Annotated in this window: 18 protein-coding genes and 1 riboswitch; of the genes, 12 read left to right on the top strand and 6 right to left on the bottom strand. The window is 42.8% G+C overall.

Going from position 1 to position 16,699, the window contains the following annotated elements; translation table 11 throughout:
- Positions 1-8 precede the first annotated feature (8 nt).
- The 3 genes from IEW76_RS02885 to IEW76_RS02875 all read left to right on the top strand — a co-directional run bounded on the left by IEW76_RS02885 (position 9) and on the right by IEW76_RS02875 (position 1,847).
- Entirely contained in the window at positions 9-791 is a 783-nt protein-coding gene (locus IEW76_RS02885) for a TerC family protein (protein ID WP_188650743.1), read from the top strand.
- Positions 792-1,014: 223 nt separating this feature from the next.
- Positions 1,015-1,209: an SE1561 family protein gene (locus IEW76_RS02880; RefSeq protein ID WP_188650741.1), complete on the top strand. Its 195-nt coding sequence runs from the start codon at positions 1,015-1,017 to the stop codon at positions 1,207-1,209.
- The gene (locus IEW76_RS02875) at positions 1,209-1,847 is read left to right on the top strand and encodes a hypothetical protein (RefSeq protein WP_188650739.1); all 639 of its coding nucleotides are present in this window, start codon (positions 1,209-1,211) and stop codon (positions 1,845-1,847) included. Before IEW76_RS02880 ends, IEW76_RS02875 begins: the two co-directional genes overlap by 1 nt.
- Before the next feature lie 66 nt (positions 1,848-1,913).
- Here the strand turns inward: IEW76_RS02875 and IEW76_RS02870 are convergent, their stop codons facing one another.
- Together IEW76_RS02870 and IEW76_RS02865 are read right to left on the bottom strand one after the other, a co-directional pair.
- A complete protein-coding gene (locus IEW76_RS02870) occupies positions 1,914-2,939 on the bottom strand; it encodes a cytochrome d ubiquinol oxidase subunit II (protein ID WP_188650737.1) in 1,026 nt (341 codons plus the stop codon).
- Between the two features lie 3 nt (positions 2,940-2,942).
- Positions 2,943-4,274: a cytochrome ubiquinol oxidase subunit I gene (locus tag IEW76_RS02865; RefSeq protein WP_036780747.1), complete on the bottom strand. Its 1,332-nt coding sequence runs from the start codon at positions 4,272-4,274 to the stop codon at positions 2,943-2,945.
- Between the two features lie 155 nt (positions 4,275-4,429).
- Here IEW76_RS02865 and IEW76_RS02860 point away from each other — a divergent pair, with 155 nt between their 5' ends.
- Positions 4,430-4,732, top strand: a complete 303-nt coding sequence (locus tag IEW76_RS02860; RefSeq protein ID WP_188650735.1) for an EthD family reductase — start codon at positions 4,430-4,432, stop codon at positions 4,730-4,732.
- Positions 4,733-4,900: 168 nt separating this feature from the next.
- On the opposite strand, the gene IEW76_RS02855 is transcribed toward IEW76_RS02860, so the two are convergent.
- Positions 4,901-5,821: a hypothetical protein gene (locus tag IEW76_RS02855; protein WP_188650733.1), complete on the bottom strand. Its 921-nt coding sequence runs from the start codon at positions 5,819-5,821 to the stop codon at positions 4,901-4,903.
- Positions 5,822-5,986: 165 nt separating this feature from the next.
- Here IEW76_RS02855 and IEW76_RS02850 point away from each other — a divergent pair, with 165 nt between their 5' ends.
- A complete protein-coding gene (locus IEW76_RS02850) occupies positions 5,987-7,186 on the top strand; it encodes an MFS transporter (protein WP_188650731.1) in 1,200 nt (399 codons plus the stop codon).
- A gap of 21 nt (positions 7,187-7,207) precedes the next feature.
- On the opposite strand, the gene IEW76_RS02845 is transcribed toward IEW76_RS02850, so the two are convergent.
- The gene (locus IEW76_RS02845) at positions 7,208-8,677 is read right to left on the bottom strand and encodes a phytoene desaturase family protein (protein ID WP_188650729.1); all 1,470 of its coding nucleotides are present in this window, start codon (positions 8,675-8,677) and stop codon (positions 7,208-7,210) included.
- Between the two features lie 265 nt (positions 8,678-8,942).
- Here IEW76_RS02845 and IEW76_RS02840 point away from each other — a divergent pair, with 265 nt between their 5' ends.
- From IEW76_RS02840 to IEW76_RS02815, 6 genes are all read left to right on the top strand, one after another.
- Positions 8,943-9,389, top strand: a complete 447-nt coding sequence (locus IEW76_RS02840) for an OsmC family protein (RefSeq protein WP_188650727.1) — start codon at positions 8,943-8,945, stop codon at positions 9,387-9,389.
- 213 nt (positions 9,390-9,602) lie between these two features.
- Positions 9,603-9,747: riboswitch (FMN riboswitch) on the top strand.
- A 148-nt stretch (positions 9,748-9,895) separates the two neighbouring features.
- Positions 9,896-10,987 (top strand): bifunctional diaminohydroxyphosphoribosylaminopyrimidine deaminase/5-amino-6-(5-phosphoribosylamino)uracil reductase RibD, encoded by a 1,092-nt coding sequence (ribD, locus tag IEW76_RS02835; RefSeq protein ID WP_188650725.1) that lies wholly within the window; start codon positions 9,896-9,898, stop codon positions 10,985-10,987.
- Positions 10,988-10,997: 10 nt separating this feature from the next.
- Positions 10,998-11,648, top strand: coding sequence for a riboflavin synthase (gene ribE / locus IEW76_RS02830; RefSeq protein ID WP_188650722.1), 651 nt, complete (start codon positions 10,998-11,000; stop codon positions 11,646-11,648).
- A 25-nt stretch (positions 11,649-11,673) separates the two neighbouring features.
- The gene (locus IEW76_RS02825; protein ID WP_188650720.1) at positions 11,674-12,867 is read left to right on the top strand and encodes a bifunctional 3,4-dihydroxy-2-butanone-4-phosphate synthase/GTP cyclohydrolase II; all 1,194 of its coding nucleotides are present in this window, start codon (positions 11,674-11,676) and stop codon (positions 12,865-12,867) included.
- An 18-nt stretch (positions 12,868-12,885) separates the two neighbouring features.
- Positions 12,886-13,356, top strand: a complete 471-nt coding sequence (gene ribH, locus IEW76_RS02820; protein ID WP_188650718.1) for a 6,7-dimethyl-8-ribityllumazine synthase — start codon at positions 12,886-12,888, stop codon at positions 13,354-13,356.
- A gap of 111 nt (positions 13,357-13,467) precedes the next feature.
- Positions 13,468-14,460 (top strand): DUF4003 family protein, encoded by a 993-nt coding sequence (locus IEW76_RS02815; RefSeq protein ID WP_188650716.1) that lies wholly within the window; start codon positions 13,468-13,470, stop codon positions 14,458-14,460.
- Between the two features lie 46 nt (positions 14,461-14,506).
- Here the strand turns inward: IEW76_RS02815 and IEW76_RS02810 are convergent, their stop codons facing one another.
- Both IEW76_RS02810 and IEW76_RS02805 read right to left on the bottom strand, forming a co-directional pair.
- Positions 14,507-14,608, bottom strand: a complete 102-nt coding sequence (locus IEW76_RS02810) for a YjcZ family sporulation protein (protein ID WP_188650714.1) — start codon at positions 14,606-14,608, stop codon at positions 14,507-14,509.
- Positions 14,609-14,698: 90 nt separating this feature from the next.
- Complete coding sequence (locus IEW76_RS02805) at positions 14,699-15,694, bottom strand: YeiH family protein (protein ID WP_188650712.1); 996 nt, start codon at positions 15,692-15,694, stop codon at positions 14,699-14,701.
- Between the two features lie 106 nt (positions 15,695-15,800).
- On the opposite strand from IEW76_RS02805, the gene IEW76_RS02800 reads away from it, so the two are divergent.
- Positions 15,801-16,679: a LysR family transcriptional regulator gene (locus tag IEW76_RS02800; RefSeq protein ID WP_229721105.1), complete on the top strand. Its 879-nt coding sequence runs from the start codon at positions 15,801-15,803 to the stop codon at positions 16,677-16,679.
- Positions 16,680-16,699 lie beyond the last annotated feature (20 nt).

Here is a 16,699-nt window from a genome sequence, read left to right as displayed (position 1 = left end):
GAAAAGACATGGAACTTCAGTTGTTATTTGAGTATGGATGGGTATTGCTTGTATTGGTACTATTAGAGGGCATTTTGGCAGCGGATAATGCTCTTGTGCTAGCGGTAATGGTAAAGCATTTACCTGAAGAGCAGCGAAAGAAAGCATTATTTTACGGGTTAGCAGGAGCGTTTATTTTACGAACTGGGTCGTTATTTATTATTTCGTTTCTTATTGATGTATGGCAAGTTCAAGCAATTGGAGCAGCATACCTCATCTTCATCTCAATCAACCATCTTTGGAAACAGAAGGTGAAGCGGAAGAAGTTAGATGAGGGCACGGAGGAAACAGAAGGAAAGAAGAGCGGTTTTTGGATGACGGTTTTCAAAGTAGAGTTAGCAGACATGGCCTTCGCGGTTGATTCTATTTTAGCAGCTGTTGCTCTTGCCGTTTCTTTACCTGAAACGCCTCTTCCAGTCATCGGCAGTCTTGATGGTGGGAAGTTTCTTGTTGTCTTAGCGGGTGGAATGATCGGGATTATCATAATGCGGTTTGCAGCGAACAAGTTTGTAGATTTACTGAAGCGTAAGCCAGGGTTAGAAACCGCTGCCTTCGTAATTGTTGGTTGGGTTGGCGTGAAACTTGTCGTGACCGTCCTAGCTCATCCATCATTACACGTTCTTTCGCATGATTTTGCCCATTCCGTATTGTGGAAGGCTATTTTCTATAGCGTGTTGGTACTCATTGCATTAGGTGGGTGGTTCTTATCAAGTTCTGAAGAAGCAGAGGAATCCTCAACCCAACATTCATAGTTCCTTCAAAAGGGAAGTTCGTTTTAGGACTTCTCTTTTCTTTTTATAAGTTCGGCCCACATTTTTATGAAATAAGAGGAACTAACTTGTGAACATATTTCACATTGTCCATTTATGTAATAAACTTTAAATGAACAGGATCAGGGATATGAGTTGGAGCAAAGATTTAGTAAAAGGTTTACTCTGATAGGGTTTAGAGAAAAGAATAGGGAGGAGGGATTCTATGGGCAAATCAGTACAAGATAAAGCATCACAGCTTCAATATTTAACAAACCGATTTCAAATATTGTCTCAAGTCGTTGAATCGATAGACTCAACGGATGCAGAAGCCGAAGATTTGGATCGTCTTTTACAAATGATGAAGGATCTTGAAGGCAAAGTCGAACGGTTTAAGAAAGACTGGGAGGCTGAAGGCTAATGAGACAACTAAAATCAATTATGTTAGCGATCTGGCTTCTATTTATTGTGTATGCCTTCTTCTTAGCTCCTATAGATGATGGAGAGGTGAACTATCTCAAGCAAATCATTACAATGGATTCACCTGACCCGCTACTAGTAGCCGTATTTAGTCTGTTAGGAGTTTGGCCAATGGTGTTTGGAATTCTTCTACTCTCAAAAGACAAAGCGACCATTTCAGCGTGGCCGTTTGTACTTGGTTCATTCGCTTTAGGAGCTTTTGCTCTATTTCCATATTTCATATTTCACTACGAGAAGCGAAATCGAACGAACCGAACGTCACAAAGGCTTTATCAAATCGTAACGAATACCTCTTTTCCGCTCACCCTTTTGTTAATAACTATATTATTAATGCTATATGGCCTGGTTTATGGAAGCTTTTTAGACTATCAACAAGCCTTTTGGGAATCGCGTTTTGTACATACAATGACCATTGATTTTATGATGCTGACGCTCCTTTCTCTACTCGGTATCTCCCATCATGCGTATTATCAAAATGATCGCTCATTAAGAAGCTACTGGCCACTAGGGTTTATTCCGTTGTTAGGACCGCTTATCTATATTTTAATTGCCGGGGAAAGGAACGTGGAAACAGAATAAATGCATTGCTAAAGTAAAAGCAGTACTAGTGCGGATGAGGCCATCTGCACTAGTACTGCTTTTTAGCTAATCTTGCTTTAAATATCGTTTATCTTTCAGGAACAGCTTCCAGTGGAGAATGAAAGCCGGGACCAGGATGCAAAGACCAATGATATAGGCGATCAGCAGCTGGTTAAACATCGTTGGATTTGTGAACCCTTCCTCAATGGTTAGGTGTGGATATACCATATAAGGCAAGTGGGCAGAGCCGTATGCATAAATCGCAAATCCATACTGAAGCACAACGAACACGACAGATAATCGTGAATATCCAATTTGCCCATTTGGTCGCTTCACAAACAGTAACACGTATCCGATTAAAAATAGGGTAACAGACATGCCGAAGCCATAAAGATTTTCTCGGAAATTATCAACGATCCAGGATGCTTCTGGTGGCATGGTGAAGATGGTTAAAACAGCAATGATTAATGACAAAGGACCAAGCCAAATGGCGTGCCGTCTGTACGTTTGATAGGCCGACTCATCTCCAGCCTCACTTGCGTAGTCGGCAAGAAATAACGCTGACAAAAACAAGGCTGTACTGAGTCCAAAGGCAATATGCATATATACCGTTACGCTTGATAAGAGCTTTCCGTATAAGAGCTGAGGATACCCTTCTTCAAAAGCAATAAATCCTCCGAGTGTAATCGGCAAGATACTTACAAGTAAAGAGGGAAGTAACACTCCTGTTACTCCAGATGTGATACGTAGAAGATCTTTAAATCGCTCTGTTTTTCCTTCAAAGACCATAAACGTTGTACGAATGGTCAGTAAAATGAGACCCAAACCAACTGGAAGCAAAAGAACAGTTGCTAACATTCCGGCTGCAAAAGGGAAGAAAGCAACCAGAGTAACAACAAATAAGACGAGAAATACATTGGTTACTTCCCATGTCGGGGATAGGAATCGGTTGGCGATTTTAGAAGCCGTGGAATCTTTTTTCTTTCCATAAACCATCCCCCAAAAACCAGCTCCAAAGTCCATGGATCCCGTTATGGAGTAAAGGAAAAGAATGCTCCAAAGAATGGCGACTGCAAGTAAGGATTCTTCCATTTCTTATACCCCTTTCTCGACAAGTTCTGTTTCAACAGGATGACGCTTAAAATAGGAGACCATCACAGCTACAGTAACGACAAGGAGAATCGCATATAATATTACGAATAAAGCGAAAAGGATTCCGACATTGTTAGCTTGTGTGGCTGCGTCACTAGTCTTTAAGACGTTGACAATCGTGTATGGCTGTCTGCCAATACAGCTGAAACACCACCCAGCCTCAATTCCAATAATCGCTAAAGGTCCTCCGCCTACAAATAGCGCAAGCATCCATCCAGGGAGCTCTTTTTTTAAAATCCATCTCCAAAAGATTGCCAGGAAAGATAGGCCGATTAGCATGGTACCAATCCCGACCATGACGTTAAATAACGTATGGACGAATAGAGGGGGCCACAGTTCTTCAGGATACTCATTAAGTCCTTTCACTTCGGTGTCGAATCGATCTCCGGCGAGGAAGCTTAAGGCGTAAGGAATCTCGATCGCATACTTTACTTCCTGATCTTCACGCGACGTCCAGCCTCCAACAGAGAGGGGGGCGTGTGTAGTAGTTTCAAATAACCCCTCAGCTGCAGCTAATTTTCTAGGGTTGTATTCATGAAGCATTTGAGCTGTTTCATGTCCATTAATTGCAGTAGAAAGGGACATGATTGCGCCGATATAAATCGCAAGTGTAATGCTTTTCTTATGATAATGGCGTTCCTGATCTGAAATGTTGCTCTTTAAAAGACGAGCTGCAGCAATAGATCCAACCAAGAAGGCAACCGTCATATAAGCAGAAACCGTGACGTGGATAGCGGTCACGACAAAGCTTGGGTTGAAGAAGGCTCTCCAAGGATCAACATTGATTACTTCTCCATTGGCATTCATTTCAAATCCAGTTGGTGTGTTCATCCACGCGTGCGCATCTGTAATTAAAATAGCAGACGCAGCAGCGCCAATCGCAACGGAAGTAATACTAATTAAACGTAGCCATGTTGGCAGACGATCCGCTGCATAAAGGTAAATGGACATAAACACAGCTTCAATTAAGAAGGCAAAGATTTCAATTTGGAAAGGCAGTGCAATAACCTGGCCAACAATTTGCATAAAACCAGGGAATAATAGCGAAATTAAAACCCCGACAATCGTGCCAGAGGCAATGGAAACGGCTAAGAGTATGGCAAAGCCCTTCGTCCATCGTTTCGACATAATTTTGTAGTCTTCATCTTTGGTTATAACATACATGATTTCAGCCACAATGATCATCAGGGGAACGCCAACCCCGATGGTGGCATAAATAATGTGAAAGCCCATCGACGTGCCAAATAAAGCACGTGCAAGCATAACTGTATCCACCACTACTCACCTCATTATTCGTTTCATATCTGTTTTTAGTTATGCCGTGCCCGATTGGAAATTATGCATGGATTTGGGGATGGTCCCAATATGGTTTACTAGTCGTTTGTCGATTCGTTTAATTGGGAATGTAAGATGGCAGGAGGGATTTAACAATGGCCAAAATATTAGTCATGTACCCACATCCAACGGATAAACAGGGATTTAAAGATCAACACGAAGAAGTTCACATGCCTTTAGTGAATGCTGTGGAGGGTGTAAAGAATGTAGTGATTCATTCTGTTGGAGAAACGATTAATGTAAAGCAAAATGTTTACTTAGTCGTAGAAATTGAATTTGATAACCAAGAAATATTACAACAAGCCTTATCTTCCGAACAGTGGCAAAAGGTCCAAGCAGATGTAGATAATCTTATGGAATACCTTACAGAAGCCCCGAGCATGATCATTACACAATAAAGAAAACCCGGTTTCGCCACTAAGGCAAAACCGGGCTTTTCTATGAGGTTGGATGGTAATCGTGAGAACTGAGATTATGTATGCATATGCTTGAGCATAAGCGGTTCGATCGTATACGTAGCACTTCAACACGATCATGCTTAAGCTACGGTGCCGTTTACAAACTTCTTAGTTTGAAAGTCGATCAAAACGATTCAGAGCACTAAGAGTGCCTTCTGTAAGGATGCCGCTCCACTCCTGCTTTGCTTTTTCCCAAGCTTCAGGGTAATCATTCCACTCCCAAGTCGGGGTTAACTTCCCATCTTCTTCAATCTTCTCTACAAAGAAATCTAGATTGTCTTCAAGTTTAAAGTCCGGAATCCCGAATTTTGGTGAGTCCGGTGACGGGATGAATTTAAGCGGGAAAGGTACATACTTCTCCCAGTTCTCCCTGTCTAATTTCACAAGAGATTGTACGGCTTTCGTTAATTGTCGTTCTACTTTTTCTGTGCGCTGGGACGGGATCATGGCGAATAGGCGTAAATAACAGTAGATCTCGTGCTCCGATTTAAACGAATCTAATTGTAGGAAGTGTTGCATGGCCTGATCAATAAGCTTTGGAATAGGTAAGGCCGTTACGTACTCCTCGAATAAATATAAGTATCCAATTAATTCAGCGCTTGGATTCCCCCAATTTTCATCAATCCATGACATTCCATTCTTGTGAACGGTCCACCAGAATGCGTGGGGATAGTCATTGCTTTTTTCAGGTACGGCCAGCCATCCCTGTCTTTCCTCTAAGAACGAATATTCTAAGTATCTAATGGCTTCACGGATCATCGTGTCTGCTTTAGGTTCATCTGCAAATCGAACTAGGTGTTGTAGTGCAACAGAAGTGGCGATAGGAGATGAGTCCCGAAGCTGGATGTCTGGTTCAAGTCCCTGACCAAAGCCGCCGTCTACATTTTGATAGGCGTGTAAAGCGTTTAAGACATCATCCGCTGTTCCATCTTCAAATTCGTAGGCAAAAAGCGCCTGTTCAAGGGGGCGTCCTTTCATCATGATCCAGTTACGAGCTCTTTTGAATGCTTCGTGTGTTAATTGTTTCAAGCAAATCCTCTCCTTTTCCTCCATTGTATCATCTCTCTAGTTTGTTCGCCTTGTGAATAGCGTTACACAAAATCGAGAACTTCCAATAAATGATGGGTATTGAACCCATTGCCTTTTACACAAATTAGCTGTAAGGACAATTTCTTAATAGTAGGAGTAATGTGTATGAAGGACAAACGGTGGGACTTATTGGCTCTAGCATCGATTCCCCTTATGATGACCCTGGGTAATTCTATGTTAATTCCTGTTCTTCCTCTTATGGAGCGCGAGATGAATATTACTTCGTTTCAGTCTAGCTTAGTGATCACAATTTATTCAGTCATCGCCATTCCGCTTATTCCTGTGTTCGGATATTTCTCCGATAAATGGGGGAGGAAAAAAGTGATTATTCCGAGTCTTATTACGGTAGCGATAGGAGGCGGAATTGCAACATTTGCCGCGTGGTCGTTACCGAATCCGTATTGGCTGATCTTAGTAGGTAGGTTCATACAAGGGATTGGAGCTTCTGGAGCGTTTCCTGTTGTCATCCCGACGGTTGGAGATATGTTCAAAGATCAAAAAGAGATAAGTAAAGGGCTTGGGATCATTGAAACCGCCAATACATTCGGCAAAGTTCTTAGTCCTGTTTTAGGGGCTTTTTTGGCTGTTGTTGTGTGGTACCTTCCGTTCTTGTTTATACCGATTCTGTCTTTGGTTTCCATTTTACTAGTCATTTTCCTTGTTAAGGTTCCAAAAGAAGAGGAAAAAGAACATGAGTCAACGCTGCGCAAGTTTATAAAGAATACGAAAGATTTAATTATGGAAAATAAGCACTGGATCTTTTCCGTTTTCGCTACGGGTGGCGTTCTTATGTTTATATTATTTGGGTTGCTTTTTCATTTCTCAAGTGTTTTGGAAGATGATTTTAAGAAGCTGGGATATGCAAAAGGTCTATACTTAGCCGTTCCTCTTCTGTTTCTCTGCATTGCATCTTACACGTCAGGATGTAAAATCGGAGAAAACAAAGTCATGATGAAGTGGTTGATTGTAGCGGGCAATAGCATCGCTGCGCTGAGTTTCTTATTCGTTGGTGACAACACCGGGTTAGCTCTATTTTTAGTTATTTTGTCAGTAGCGGGGGCTGGGATCGGGATTGCTTTACCATGTATGGATGCTTTCATTACAGAGGGTGTCCCTAAGGAGGAAAGGGGCACGATTACATCAATTTATAGTAGTATTCGTTTTGTTGGGGTAGCTGCTGGACCTCCTATAATTGCTGTGATGATGAAAGAAATGCCAGGAGTTATTTATTATAGTTTTTCTGCTTTATGTATTCTCCTTGTTCTCGTGAACTGGTTATCCTTAGATACAAGTAAAAAGGGCTAACACTTGTGCTTTTAGCAAGTGTTAGCCTTTTTGAATTTCCTCAGCTACCATCCATCCAGATAGAGAAGTTCCAAGCGTTCCTGCTCCTGGAAAAACGGTATCTCCGCATGCATAAATGCCTGTAAGACCTGTATAAACAGATTGGTGTTGTAACCAACTGAACCTTCCATTCGGGATATAGCCTCCCACACGACCTTTATCTCGTTTAACAAATCTTTCAAATGTTACAGGTGTGCCTGGCATTAAGACATTAATGTGAGATCTAAAGTCAGGAAAGTGGGTTTCAATGCCATCTAGTATTCGTTCGGTATACCGCTCTTTTAAATCTTCATAGTCATCTCGCTTCCACCACTGAGCAACTTCTGTGTGAGTGGAGATCGTGATCGCCCTTTTATTGTGAGGAGCCATTTGAGTGTCACCTTTACCTGATAGGGAGAGAAGAAACTGGTTTCCTTCTGACAGTGGCTTCGTTTTATCCTGAATGATTTGGTGATATAACACGTCCTCTGGAAAGACGTCATCTACTCCTATATAAAGCATAAACGCTCCCCAGGAAGATGTAAGGTCATCTTTTTTGATGGCAGATTGCTTATGAACCTCTTGGTCGAATAGTTGGTGGAAGTTATGAAGAGAGTTATTCAACACGACTTTAGAGGCTTCATATTGGCGGTCTCTGCGACTTTTGACCACCCAGCGGCCATCTTGTGGAGCAATATGGATAGCGGGTCTTCTAAGTAAAACCTCCCCGCCGTTGGCCTTGATTGATTCTGCTAACCTCTCAGCTATAGTAGCAAGTCCGCCTCGTACAGAAAAAGCGCCTTTATGAAACGTTTGTAGGGCTGCATATCCAAGGAAAGCCGGACATTGGTCTGCAGTCGTTTGAACACTGTCCATCAGCTGCCCATTCAAGAAGGACAAAAATGTTTCATCTTGATGAAGGTTATAAGATTTAAGCCGATCCATCACCGTTTGAGTCATGTATGGAGTAAGTGCGATTGAATTGGAGTTTACGTACTTGAGAAGCTTTGGCCAGTCTTTCCAATGGTTTGGTGGGAATACAGGTAGATCTAAGAGGAGCTGGTCAATGCGAGAGCCGACTTTAAAGACCTCTTCATAGAAACGTTTCACTTGTTGGCTGTTTGAGCGGAATACTCTGTCGACTTCTTGATACCAACGGCTTGTTTCCTGGTAGTAGTGAATCGTGTCATTTGATGTGTAAATGTTCATGATCGTTTCTAAGGATGTCATAGGAGGTAAATCCATTTCAAGCTCGTCGAATACTCGCTTTAATACACCATCCTTTTCAAAGCCCATTCCAACTGTCGCACCAGCACCGAATCGGTACCCATGACGATCGAATTTACCAGCACAACCTCCAAGCTCATTAGAGGCTTCAAGCACAGCAACTGAATACCCCTTTTTAGCAAGCATTGCAGCTGACGTTAATCCCCCAAATCCAGCGCCAACCACAATCACATCATACCGATTCATAACCACACACCCTCTCCAAACATAGTACCACCATTATACAGCACCCTCCCCCCACTGTCTTACAGTAGTAGGCTAAAGCGTGCCAGACACCCGTTGATGCTTTAGAGAACTGCAGGGTGCCAGACACCCGTTAGTGCTTTAGAGAACTGCATGGTGTCTGGCACCCTGCGGTTCACTACTGTAGTAAAGCGGGTGGCTTTGTTTTGAGGGGGAGGTGTGGTACGTTGGGTGTAGATAGGATTTACTTGTTAAAGGAGGCATTATCTTGCCAAAGCATCATTTCAACCTTACAGCAGAATGGCCCGGTGGGCGCAATTCTGTTGGTCAAATAGAGACAGATCGTCTGAAAACCGAGATTTCGATTCCGCCAGAGATGGATGGACCAGGAGTCGGTACGAACCCTGATGAAATGCTTCTTGGAGCGGCAGCGACATGCTATATCATTACACTTGGTGCAATGATTGAACGTGCAGAACTTCCTCTTCATGACATGAGCATGACTTCAGAAGGTATTGTAGATGTAACAAAAGGTGTCATTTCATACGACGAAATCATTCACCGTCCTGTCGTTTCTTTGAAAAATGAAGCGACAGAGGCTCAGTTTGAGAAGCTCAAGAAGCTTGTTGAAAAGGCTGAATCAAGCTGCATGATCTCAAGAGCGGTACAAGGCAATGTGAAGATCTCTCTGGATCCAACACTATCAATCCAATAAAAAGCACTTTAGTCGAGTGAAGCGTGCCAGGCACCCTGTAAGACTTTACAGAGCGAAAGCGTGCCAGACACTCTGTAAGGCTTTACAGTATGAAAGGGTGTCTGGCACGCTCTATAACTTTAGTGTGATAAAGCATAGGTGAGTGTTTTTTCGTTGCGTGAGATTCTAAAATAAATTATAGTGTAAGTGTACAATAGAATTTTGATAATCGAATAATTCCTTCGGGGTCGGGTGAAAATCCCAACCGGCGGTGATCAAGCTTCGTCTTGCTAGCCCGCGACCCGCAGAGTATGCTCTTGCGGTTGATTTGGTGAGAAACCAGAGCCGACGGTTAAAGTCCGGATGGGAGAAGGAATAGGAGTAGACTTTACTGGTGCAAAGTGTAAAACCAGCAGTAGTCAGAAAATTCTGGACGTGCGTCCGTTTTTTTAACACTCAATTGAGACCCTGGGGTAAGTGTATCTTCCTCAGGGTTTTTTATATGGAATGAGACAGGAGGTGGAAATGTGAATCAGGATGAGAGGTATATGAGAACAGCTATTGAAATGGCTCAAGCGACCGAAGGCCAGACTTCACCAAATCCAGCCGTTGGAGCTGTTGTCGTTAAGGATGGAGAGGTGCTTGGTATGGGGGCTCACTTAAAAGCAGGCCATGCCCATGCTGAAGTCCATGCATTAAATATGGCCGGTAGCCATGCCGAGGGCGCGACGATTTATGTCACACTTGAGCCATGCAGTCACCACGGGAAAACACCACCATGTGCAGACCGTATTGTAGAAGCAGGCATTAAACGAGCTGTGATTGCCACCCTTGACCCGAATCCGCAGGTAGCTGGGCGTGGTGTGGAGAAGCTGAAGCAAGCAGGCATTGAGGTCGTCACCAATGTTTTAAAAGAACAAGCTGACGATTTGAATGAAGTCTTTTACCACTATATTTCAACGAAAATTCCTTACGTAACTCTTAAGAACGCAATGTCTTTAGATGGGAAGATTGCAACGGTTACGGGTGAGAGCCAGTGGATAACAGGTGAGAAGGCAAGAGCCGATGTCCATCAAGATCGTCATAAACATGATGCCATTTTAGTAGGTGTGAACACAGTGATAAAAGACCAGCCTCGGCTAACCACGCGTTTACCTGATGGAGGAAAGAACCCTGTTCGTATTGTGCTGGATACGCATTTGCGCACTCCTGTTGAAACACCCCTCATTCAAAACCCCGATGCGCCAACTTGGCTAGTAGCAGGGAATAACGTTTCAGAAGAACAGAGAGAAAAATATAAAGCTTTTCCACATGTGGATATCCTCACTGTAGCAAGCTCACATGTCACTGTTGAAGAGGCTCTCCACCTGCTTGGAGAAAAGGGGATTACCTCCATTTATGTAGAAGGAGGAGCGACAGTGAATGATGCATTCTTGAGATCCGGTTCTGTACAGCAGGTCATTACCTATATCGCCCCTAAAATGATCGGAGGTCAAGACGCTCCGACTCCAGTTGGCGGTCAAGGAATAAAGGCGCTCAAAGAAGCTCTGAACCTTCACATAAAAGAGGTTGTTCATATTGGCAACGACTTGAAAATCGTATCTAAACCTAACCGTTAGAGGTGAAACGATGTTTACTGGAATTATAGAAGAAATGGGTTCTGTAAAAGGGATCAAACAAGGACAAGAAGCAATGGAAATCACGGTAACAGCTCAGACCGTCTTAGAAGATGTCCATCTTGGGGATAGCATCTCCGTTAACGGCGTATGCTTAACGGTAACGGAGTTTACTTCCCAAGAAGCGCGGTTTGATGTAATGCCTGAGACGTTTCACGCAACGAATTTGCGTGAGATTAGTACGGGAAGCAAGGTGAACCTGGAACGCTCAATGAAAGCAGATGGACGTTTTGGCGGTCATATGGTTTCAGGGCACGTAGATGGTGTGGGAACAATTACGAGTAAAAAACAAGACTCTAATGCTATTTATTATACGATTGAGCTTCCTGAAGATTTAATGGACTATTTTGTTTATAAAGGCTCAGTTGCTGTTGATGGTACAAGTTTGACGGTATTTGGTGTAGATCAAAACACCATCACCATCTCACTCATCCCTCACACTGTAGAGCACACAGTTCTTGGTGATAAAGGCAAAGGCGACCGTGTAAACATTGAAATTGACATGCTTGGTAAATACGTTGTTAATTTCTTATCCAAGCAACAGCAACAAGCGAAATCCTCATCCATTACAGAAGGATTTCTAGCAGAAAACGGATTTAAATAATCCATAAAAAATGGAGTGAACGAATATGTTCGATTCAATACAAGATGCGCTAAACGATTTGAAACAAGGTAAAGTCGTCATTGTTTGTGACGACGAAGATCGTGAGAATGAGGGCGACTTGATTGCCCTTGCTGAACATGCAACACCTGAAGTGATCAACTTTATGATTACGTATGGGAAGGGGCTTGTTTGTACTCCTGTAACAGAAGAACTGGCTGACCGCTTAGAGCTTTTCCCGATGGTTGAACGAAACACCGATCCACATGGAACAGCTTTTACAGTAAGCATTGACCATAAAACAACATCAACAGGAATCTCAGCCGCAGAGCGTTCTGTTACGGTTCAACAGCTCTTAAATCCAGAAGCAAAATCTCAAGATTTCAAGCGACCGGGACACGTCTTCCCTCTCCTTGCAAAAGAAGGAGGCGTTCTTCGCCGAGCTGGTCATACAGAAGCGGCAGTAGATCTGGCTAAATTGGCAGGCGGAGAGCCCGCTGGTGTGATTTGTGAAATTATTAAAGACGACGGCGAAATGGCACGTGTACCAGATCTTCGTCAGATGGCCGATGAGCATAATTTAAAGATGATTACCATTCAAGATCTTATCCAATATCGAAATCGTGAAGACAAGCTCGTTCAACGAGAAGTTGAAATTAACCTCCCGACGGAATATGGTGAGTTTAGAGCTGTTGGGTATTCAAATGAGATCGACGGAAAAGAACACGTTGCTCTTGTAAAAGGGGACATTAAGCCCGGCGAGCCTACCTTGGTTCGCGTACACTCAGAGTGCCTTACCGGTGATGTATTTGGTTCTTACCGATGTGACTGTGGTCCACAGTTACATGCTGCCTTAAAGCAAATTGATGAAGCTGGCCAAGGTGTATTGCTATACATGCGTCAGGAAGGCCGGGGAATTGGGCTTCTTAACAAGATGCATGCCTATAAGCTCCAAGAGCAAGGCCTTGATACAGTTGAGGCAAATGAAAAATTAGGATTTGCTGCTGACCTCCGTGATTACGGGATAGGAGCCCAAATTTTAAAAGATCTTGGCATTACCAAATTAAATCTACTCACGAACAACCCTAAGAAAATTACAGGGTTAAAAGGGTATGGTATAGAAGTAGTTGACCGGGTTCCAATTCAAATGGACCGACGCTTAGAAAATGAACGCTATTTAAGCACAAAGCAATCTAAATTAGGGCATTTATTTCACTATTAATTCGAGGAGGAATCATACATGGGACAAACATTTGAAGGACATTTAGTAGGAACAGGATTAAAAATTGGGATTGTTGTTGGTCGATTCAACGACTTCATCACAAGTAAACTAAACGAAGGTGCTCAAGATGCACTAAAACGTCATGGTGTGGCAGAAAGTGACGTGGACATAGCGTATGTACCAGGAGCATATGAAATTCCAATGATCGCTAAACGCATGGCTGACACAGGTAAGTACGATGCAGTGATTACGTTAGGGGCTGTTATTCGAGGGTCCACTCCTCACTTTGATTATGTGTGCGGAGAAGCTGCAAAAGGCGTTTCGCAAGCCTCTATGCAAACAGGAGTCCCGGTTATCTTTGGTGTAATCACCACAGAAACCATCGAGCAAGCCATTGAACGTGCTGGCACAAAGGCTGGTAATAAAGGATGGGAAGCTGCAACTGCGGCCATTGAAATGGCAACATTAAATAAGGCTTTTGAACAATAAATCGAACAGAATAAAGGAGGCCTATAGGCCTCCTTTTTCTATTTTTTGAAACAAAATCCAGAATACGCTCGTACATTATAGTAGTAACCGAACGGTAAGGAGCGTGTTTGAATGGATCAGCAACGTTTAGAGCGCAAAATGGAGAGATACATAGAGATCGTGAATCAGTTGAAGAGGAAGCTAAAGTGGTCTGTTTCAAACAATCAAACCTATATGATGATTGCATCCATGTACGTCGTGAATGAGAAAGAGTTTAATATGGATCGATTCTTAGAGGTGAGTGAGTATATTAAAGGCGAAGTAGGGTTGTTTTCGACCTTGAAATCTCAGGCTAGGTTTACAACTGCTGCGATGCTTGATATTCATTTTGATGCGCCTAAAGAAATGTTTCATAACTATTTAGAAGTGTATGAGGCTTTCGTGGATCAGAGATTCCAGCGAGGGGTATTCACATATATTGCAGCTATGGTTCATTTTTTAAAACATAGGGAACTTAATCTTCCGCTTGTTCAGCGTGCGAGGTCGATCTATAAAGGAATGCGCGTAGAACACCCTTTTCTTACAACGAATATGGATTACCCGCTGTCTGTTCTGTTAGGAGAAGTAGATAAAGAGGAAGACGCCTTAATTAATTACGTGGAGGCCTTTTATGCACATTTGGATGATAATGGGTTTACGAAAGGGAATCAACTGCAATTTCTAAGTCATATCCTTGCCCTGCCTTCAGAAGAGTCTGAGAAAGCTATAGTGGAGCGGGTTCAAAAGGTGAAATCCACTTTTGTTGATCTACGTTTAAAAGGGAAGCAAGCGTATTATCCGGAAATGGGGATGCTTTCGTTAATAGAAAATGGAGAAAAGCATGTGAATACGGTCAAACAGCTTTCTAGTCAGCTTGATGAAAGGAAGTTGTTTAAATGGTATCCGGATATGAACGTAAAGATCACAACGAATATAGTTGTCAGTGAGATTACAGGAAATACAAATGTAACGGAGACGAGTTTATTTACAGCATTAGAAGCGATCGTTCAAGCTCAACAGGCTGCTATGGTTGCTGTTCTTGCAAGTAGCTCAGCCGTGGTAGCTGGCGGTGGAGACGGATCATAAGGAAAGCGGGCTCTCCTTTAGTAAGGGGCGCCCGCTTTTTTTCATTTTAGTATCCGTATCCGCCGCTAAATGCGCCAGCACCGATGATGATAAGAAGAATAAATAACACTACAACTAAAGCGAATCCTCCACCATAATTTTGAGACATGTGTTCCACCTCTTTAAATTGAAATATAGTACTCTTTCATACCATATGCGTTTTCATCAAAAGAGGAAGGGCGAATGTCCCGGTTCCATTTTATAAAGCAAAATAAGTCATGAAGGATAAAAGTACGGATGTAATAAGCATCGCCGCAAGCGGTCGCATCGCCTTTGATTTAATACTAGCCATACTAACATTTAATCCTAAGCCACTCATCGCCATGGCTAACAAGAAAGTAGTGACGTTTGAGACACCTGTTAAGAAAGCGTCAGAAGTCGGGATCACATCACCTAACACGTACGTTCCCACTACACTCATAATGATAAAACCTATTAAGAACCATGGGAAGCTGACCTGTGCTTGAGTCTCATCGTGCCGCTTTTGTCGCATCCAAAATACAAGAATGAAGGAAAGAGGGATCAGAAGGAGAACCCGTCCTAACTTTGCAAGTAGCGCCATACCAAGCGCATCTTCACCAGCCGGTTCTGCGGCAAGGGCCACGTGTGCGATTTCATGTAAGCTCAACCCTGACCAAATACCGTATTGTTCAGCTGTAATCGGAAGAAAAGGCCCGACAATCGTGTAGGCAATACCAAACACTGTTCCTACAAGAGCAATAATTCCAACGCTCAATGCGGTATCTTCTTCTTTTGATTTTAATATGGGTGATACAGCAGCAATAGCTGCAGCACCGCACACCCCGGTACCAACTGCAAGTAACATAGCAATCATCCAGTTTGCTTTAAGCCATCTAGATAACACCATCGTTACGACAATAGCGAAAATAATCGTGCCAGCTCCTTTGGCAAGTAAACCCAGTCCCTCATTTAACACAACATCTATATTGAGCTTTAAGCCAAATAAAATAATGGCAACACGAAGCAACTTCTTCGTTGAGAATTGTAGACCAGAGTGGATGGCAGTGGGATAGCCAAATGCCTGGCGAAACACAATGGCCAAAAGAATGGACGTAGCTAAAGCTCCTATATATTGAAACCCTGGAAGCCCTGCAAGAAGAACGCATATTGTAGCTAATATGAAAGTAAATCCGATTCCACCGAAGAATGGATAACGGGATAAGAATGTATACATAACGTGCACCTCCGTTCATTTATGTTACGCTCCTTATAGGTATAAGTTAAATAAATCATGTTAATATAGGTTATAAGTAAACACTTATAATATGGAGGTGATGAAAGTGAATGATACGTTTAAAGTTTTTATTACTGTAGTAGAGCAAGGAGGTTTCTCCAAAGCGGCTGAATCCTTATATATGACACAACCTGCAGTGAGCCAGTACATTAAGTCCCTTGAATCTAAAATGGGTGTACAGTTATTAGACCGCACGTATAAAAGAATTGTTCCGACAAAAGCAGGGGAGATCGTGTATGAGCACGCTAAGCAAATTATTGGTCATCAGGACACGATGCACCATTTAATTCATGAATTGTTTAATGAACCAAAAGGTGAACTATCGATTGGGGCGAGCTACACGTTTGGAGAATATGTTCTACCTCGTATTATTGCAAAAATGCGCAAAGAGTATCCTTCTATTCACCCAAGGGTTAATATCGGGAACACGCAAGATATCGCAAAGCAAGTAGCAAACAGGGAGCTTGATATCGGAATAGTTGAGGGTGACGTGGATGAGCCTTCTATTGATACTCGTCCCTTTGCTGAGGATGAAATGAAAATCGTAGCCTCAAACGATCATCCTTTGGCGCAGAAAGAGCATGTAACGTTGAGTGAGGTAGAAGAAGCTATATGGATTACGAGGGAAATCGGTTCAGGAACGCGTGAAGCAACAGAACGAATGTTTCATAATCTCTCCATATCACCAAGTGAGCGTATGGAGTTTGGTAGCACCCAAATTATTAAAGAATCTGTTGAAGCAGGACTGGGTGTAACCTTCTTATCGTTATGGACCATACGGAAAGAGATTGCTATGGATAGCCTAGCGATCATCAACATACCAGAAGCCACGCTAAAACGAAGCTTCTCCATTCTAGTACGCCAAAAACCTATGCACACCAAAGCCACCACCATCTTTCAACAACTCATCCAATCCAACACCTAAAACCCTTCACCACACTACAG

Origin of the sequence: Pontibacillus salipaludis (genome assembly GCF_014642405.1) — a bacterium.
In the GTDB taxonomy this organism is placed as follows: Bacteria; Bacillota; Bacilli; order Bacillales; family BH030062; genus Pontibacillus; species Pontibacillus salipaludis.
The sequence above is the reverse complement of the archived record's forward strand: the minus strand, read 5'-3'. Positions and strand labels throughout refer to the sequence as shown.

Coding starts and splice junctions, on each gene's coding strand:
- ribH (WP_188650718.1), top strand. CDS start 12,886: ATGGGACAAACATTTGAAGGACATTTAGTAGGAACAGGATTAAAAATT.
- IEW76_RS02860 (WP_188650735.1), top strand. CDS start 4,430: ATGGCCAAAATATTAGTCATGTACCCACATCCAACGGATAAACAGGGA.
- IEW76_RS02870 (WP_188650737.1), bottom strand. CDS start 2,939: ATGGAAGAATCCTTACTTGCAGTCGCCATTCTTTGGAGCATTCTTTTC.
- IEW76_RS02825 (WP_188650720.1), top strand. CDS start 11,674: ATGTTCGATTCAATACAAGATGCGCTAAACGATTTGAAACAAGGTAAA.
- ribE (WP_188650722.1), top strand. CDS start 10,998: ATGTTTACTGGAATTATAGAAGAAATGGGTTCTGTAAAAGGGATCAAA.
- IEW76_RS02805 (WP_188650712.1), bottom strand. CDS start 15,694: ATGTATACATTCTTATCCCGTTATCCATTCTTCGGTGGAATCGGATTT.
- IEW76_RS02880 (WP_188650741.1), top strand. CDS start 1,015: ATGGGCAAATCAGTACAAGATAAAGCATCACAGCTTCAATATTTAACA.
- IEW76_RS02810 (WP_188650714.1), bottom strand. CDS start 14,608: ATGTCTCAAAATTATGGTGGAGGATTCGCTTTAGTTGTAGTGTTATTT.
- IEW76_RS02815 (WP_188650716.1), top strand. CDS start 13,468: ATGGATCAGCAACGTTTAGAGCGCAAAATGGAGAGATACATAGAGATC.
- IEW76_RS02845 (WP_188650729.1), bottom strand. CDS start 8,677: ATGAATCGGTATGATGTGATTGTGGTTGGCGCTGGATTTGGGGGATTA.
- IEW76_RS02850 (WP_188650731.1), top strand. CDS start 5,987: ATGAAGGACAAACGGTGGGACTTATTGGCTCTAGCATCGATTCCCCTT.
- IEW76_RS02885 (WP_188650743.1), top strand. CDS start 9: ATGGAACTTCAGTTGTTATTTGAGTATGGATGGGTATTGCTTGTATTG.
- IEW76_RS02875 (WP_188650739.1), top strand. CDS start 1,209: ATGAGACAACTAAAATCAATTATGTTAGCGATCTGGCTTCTATTTATT.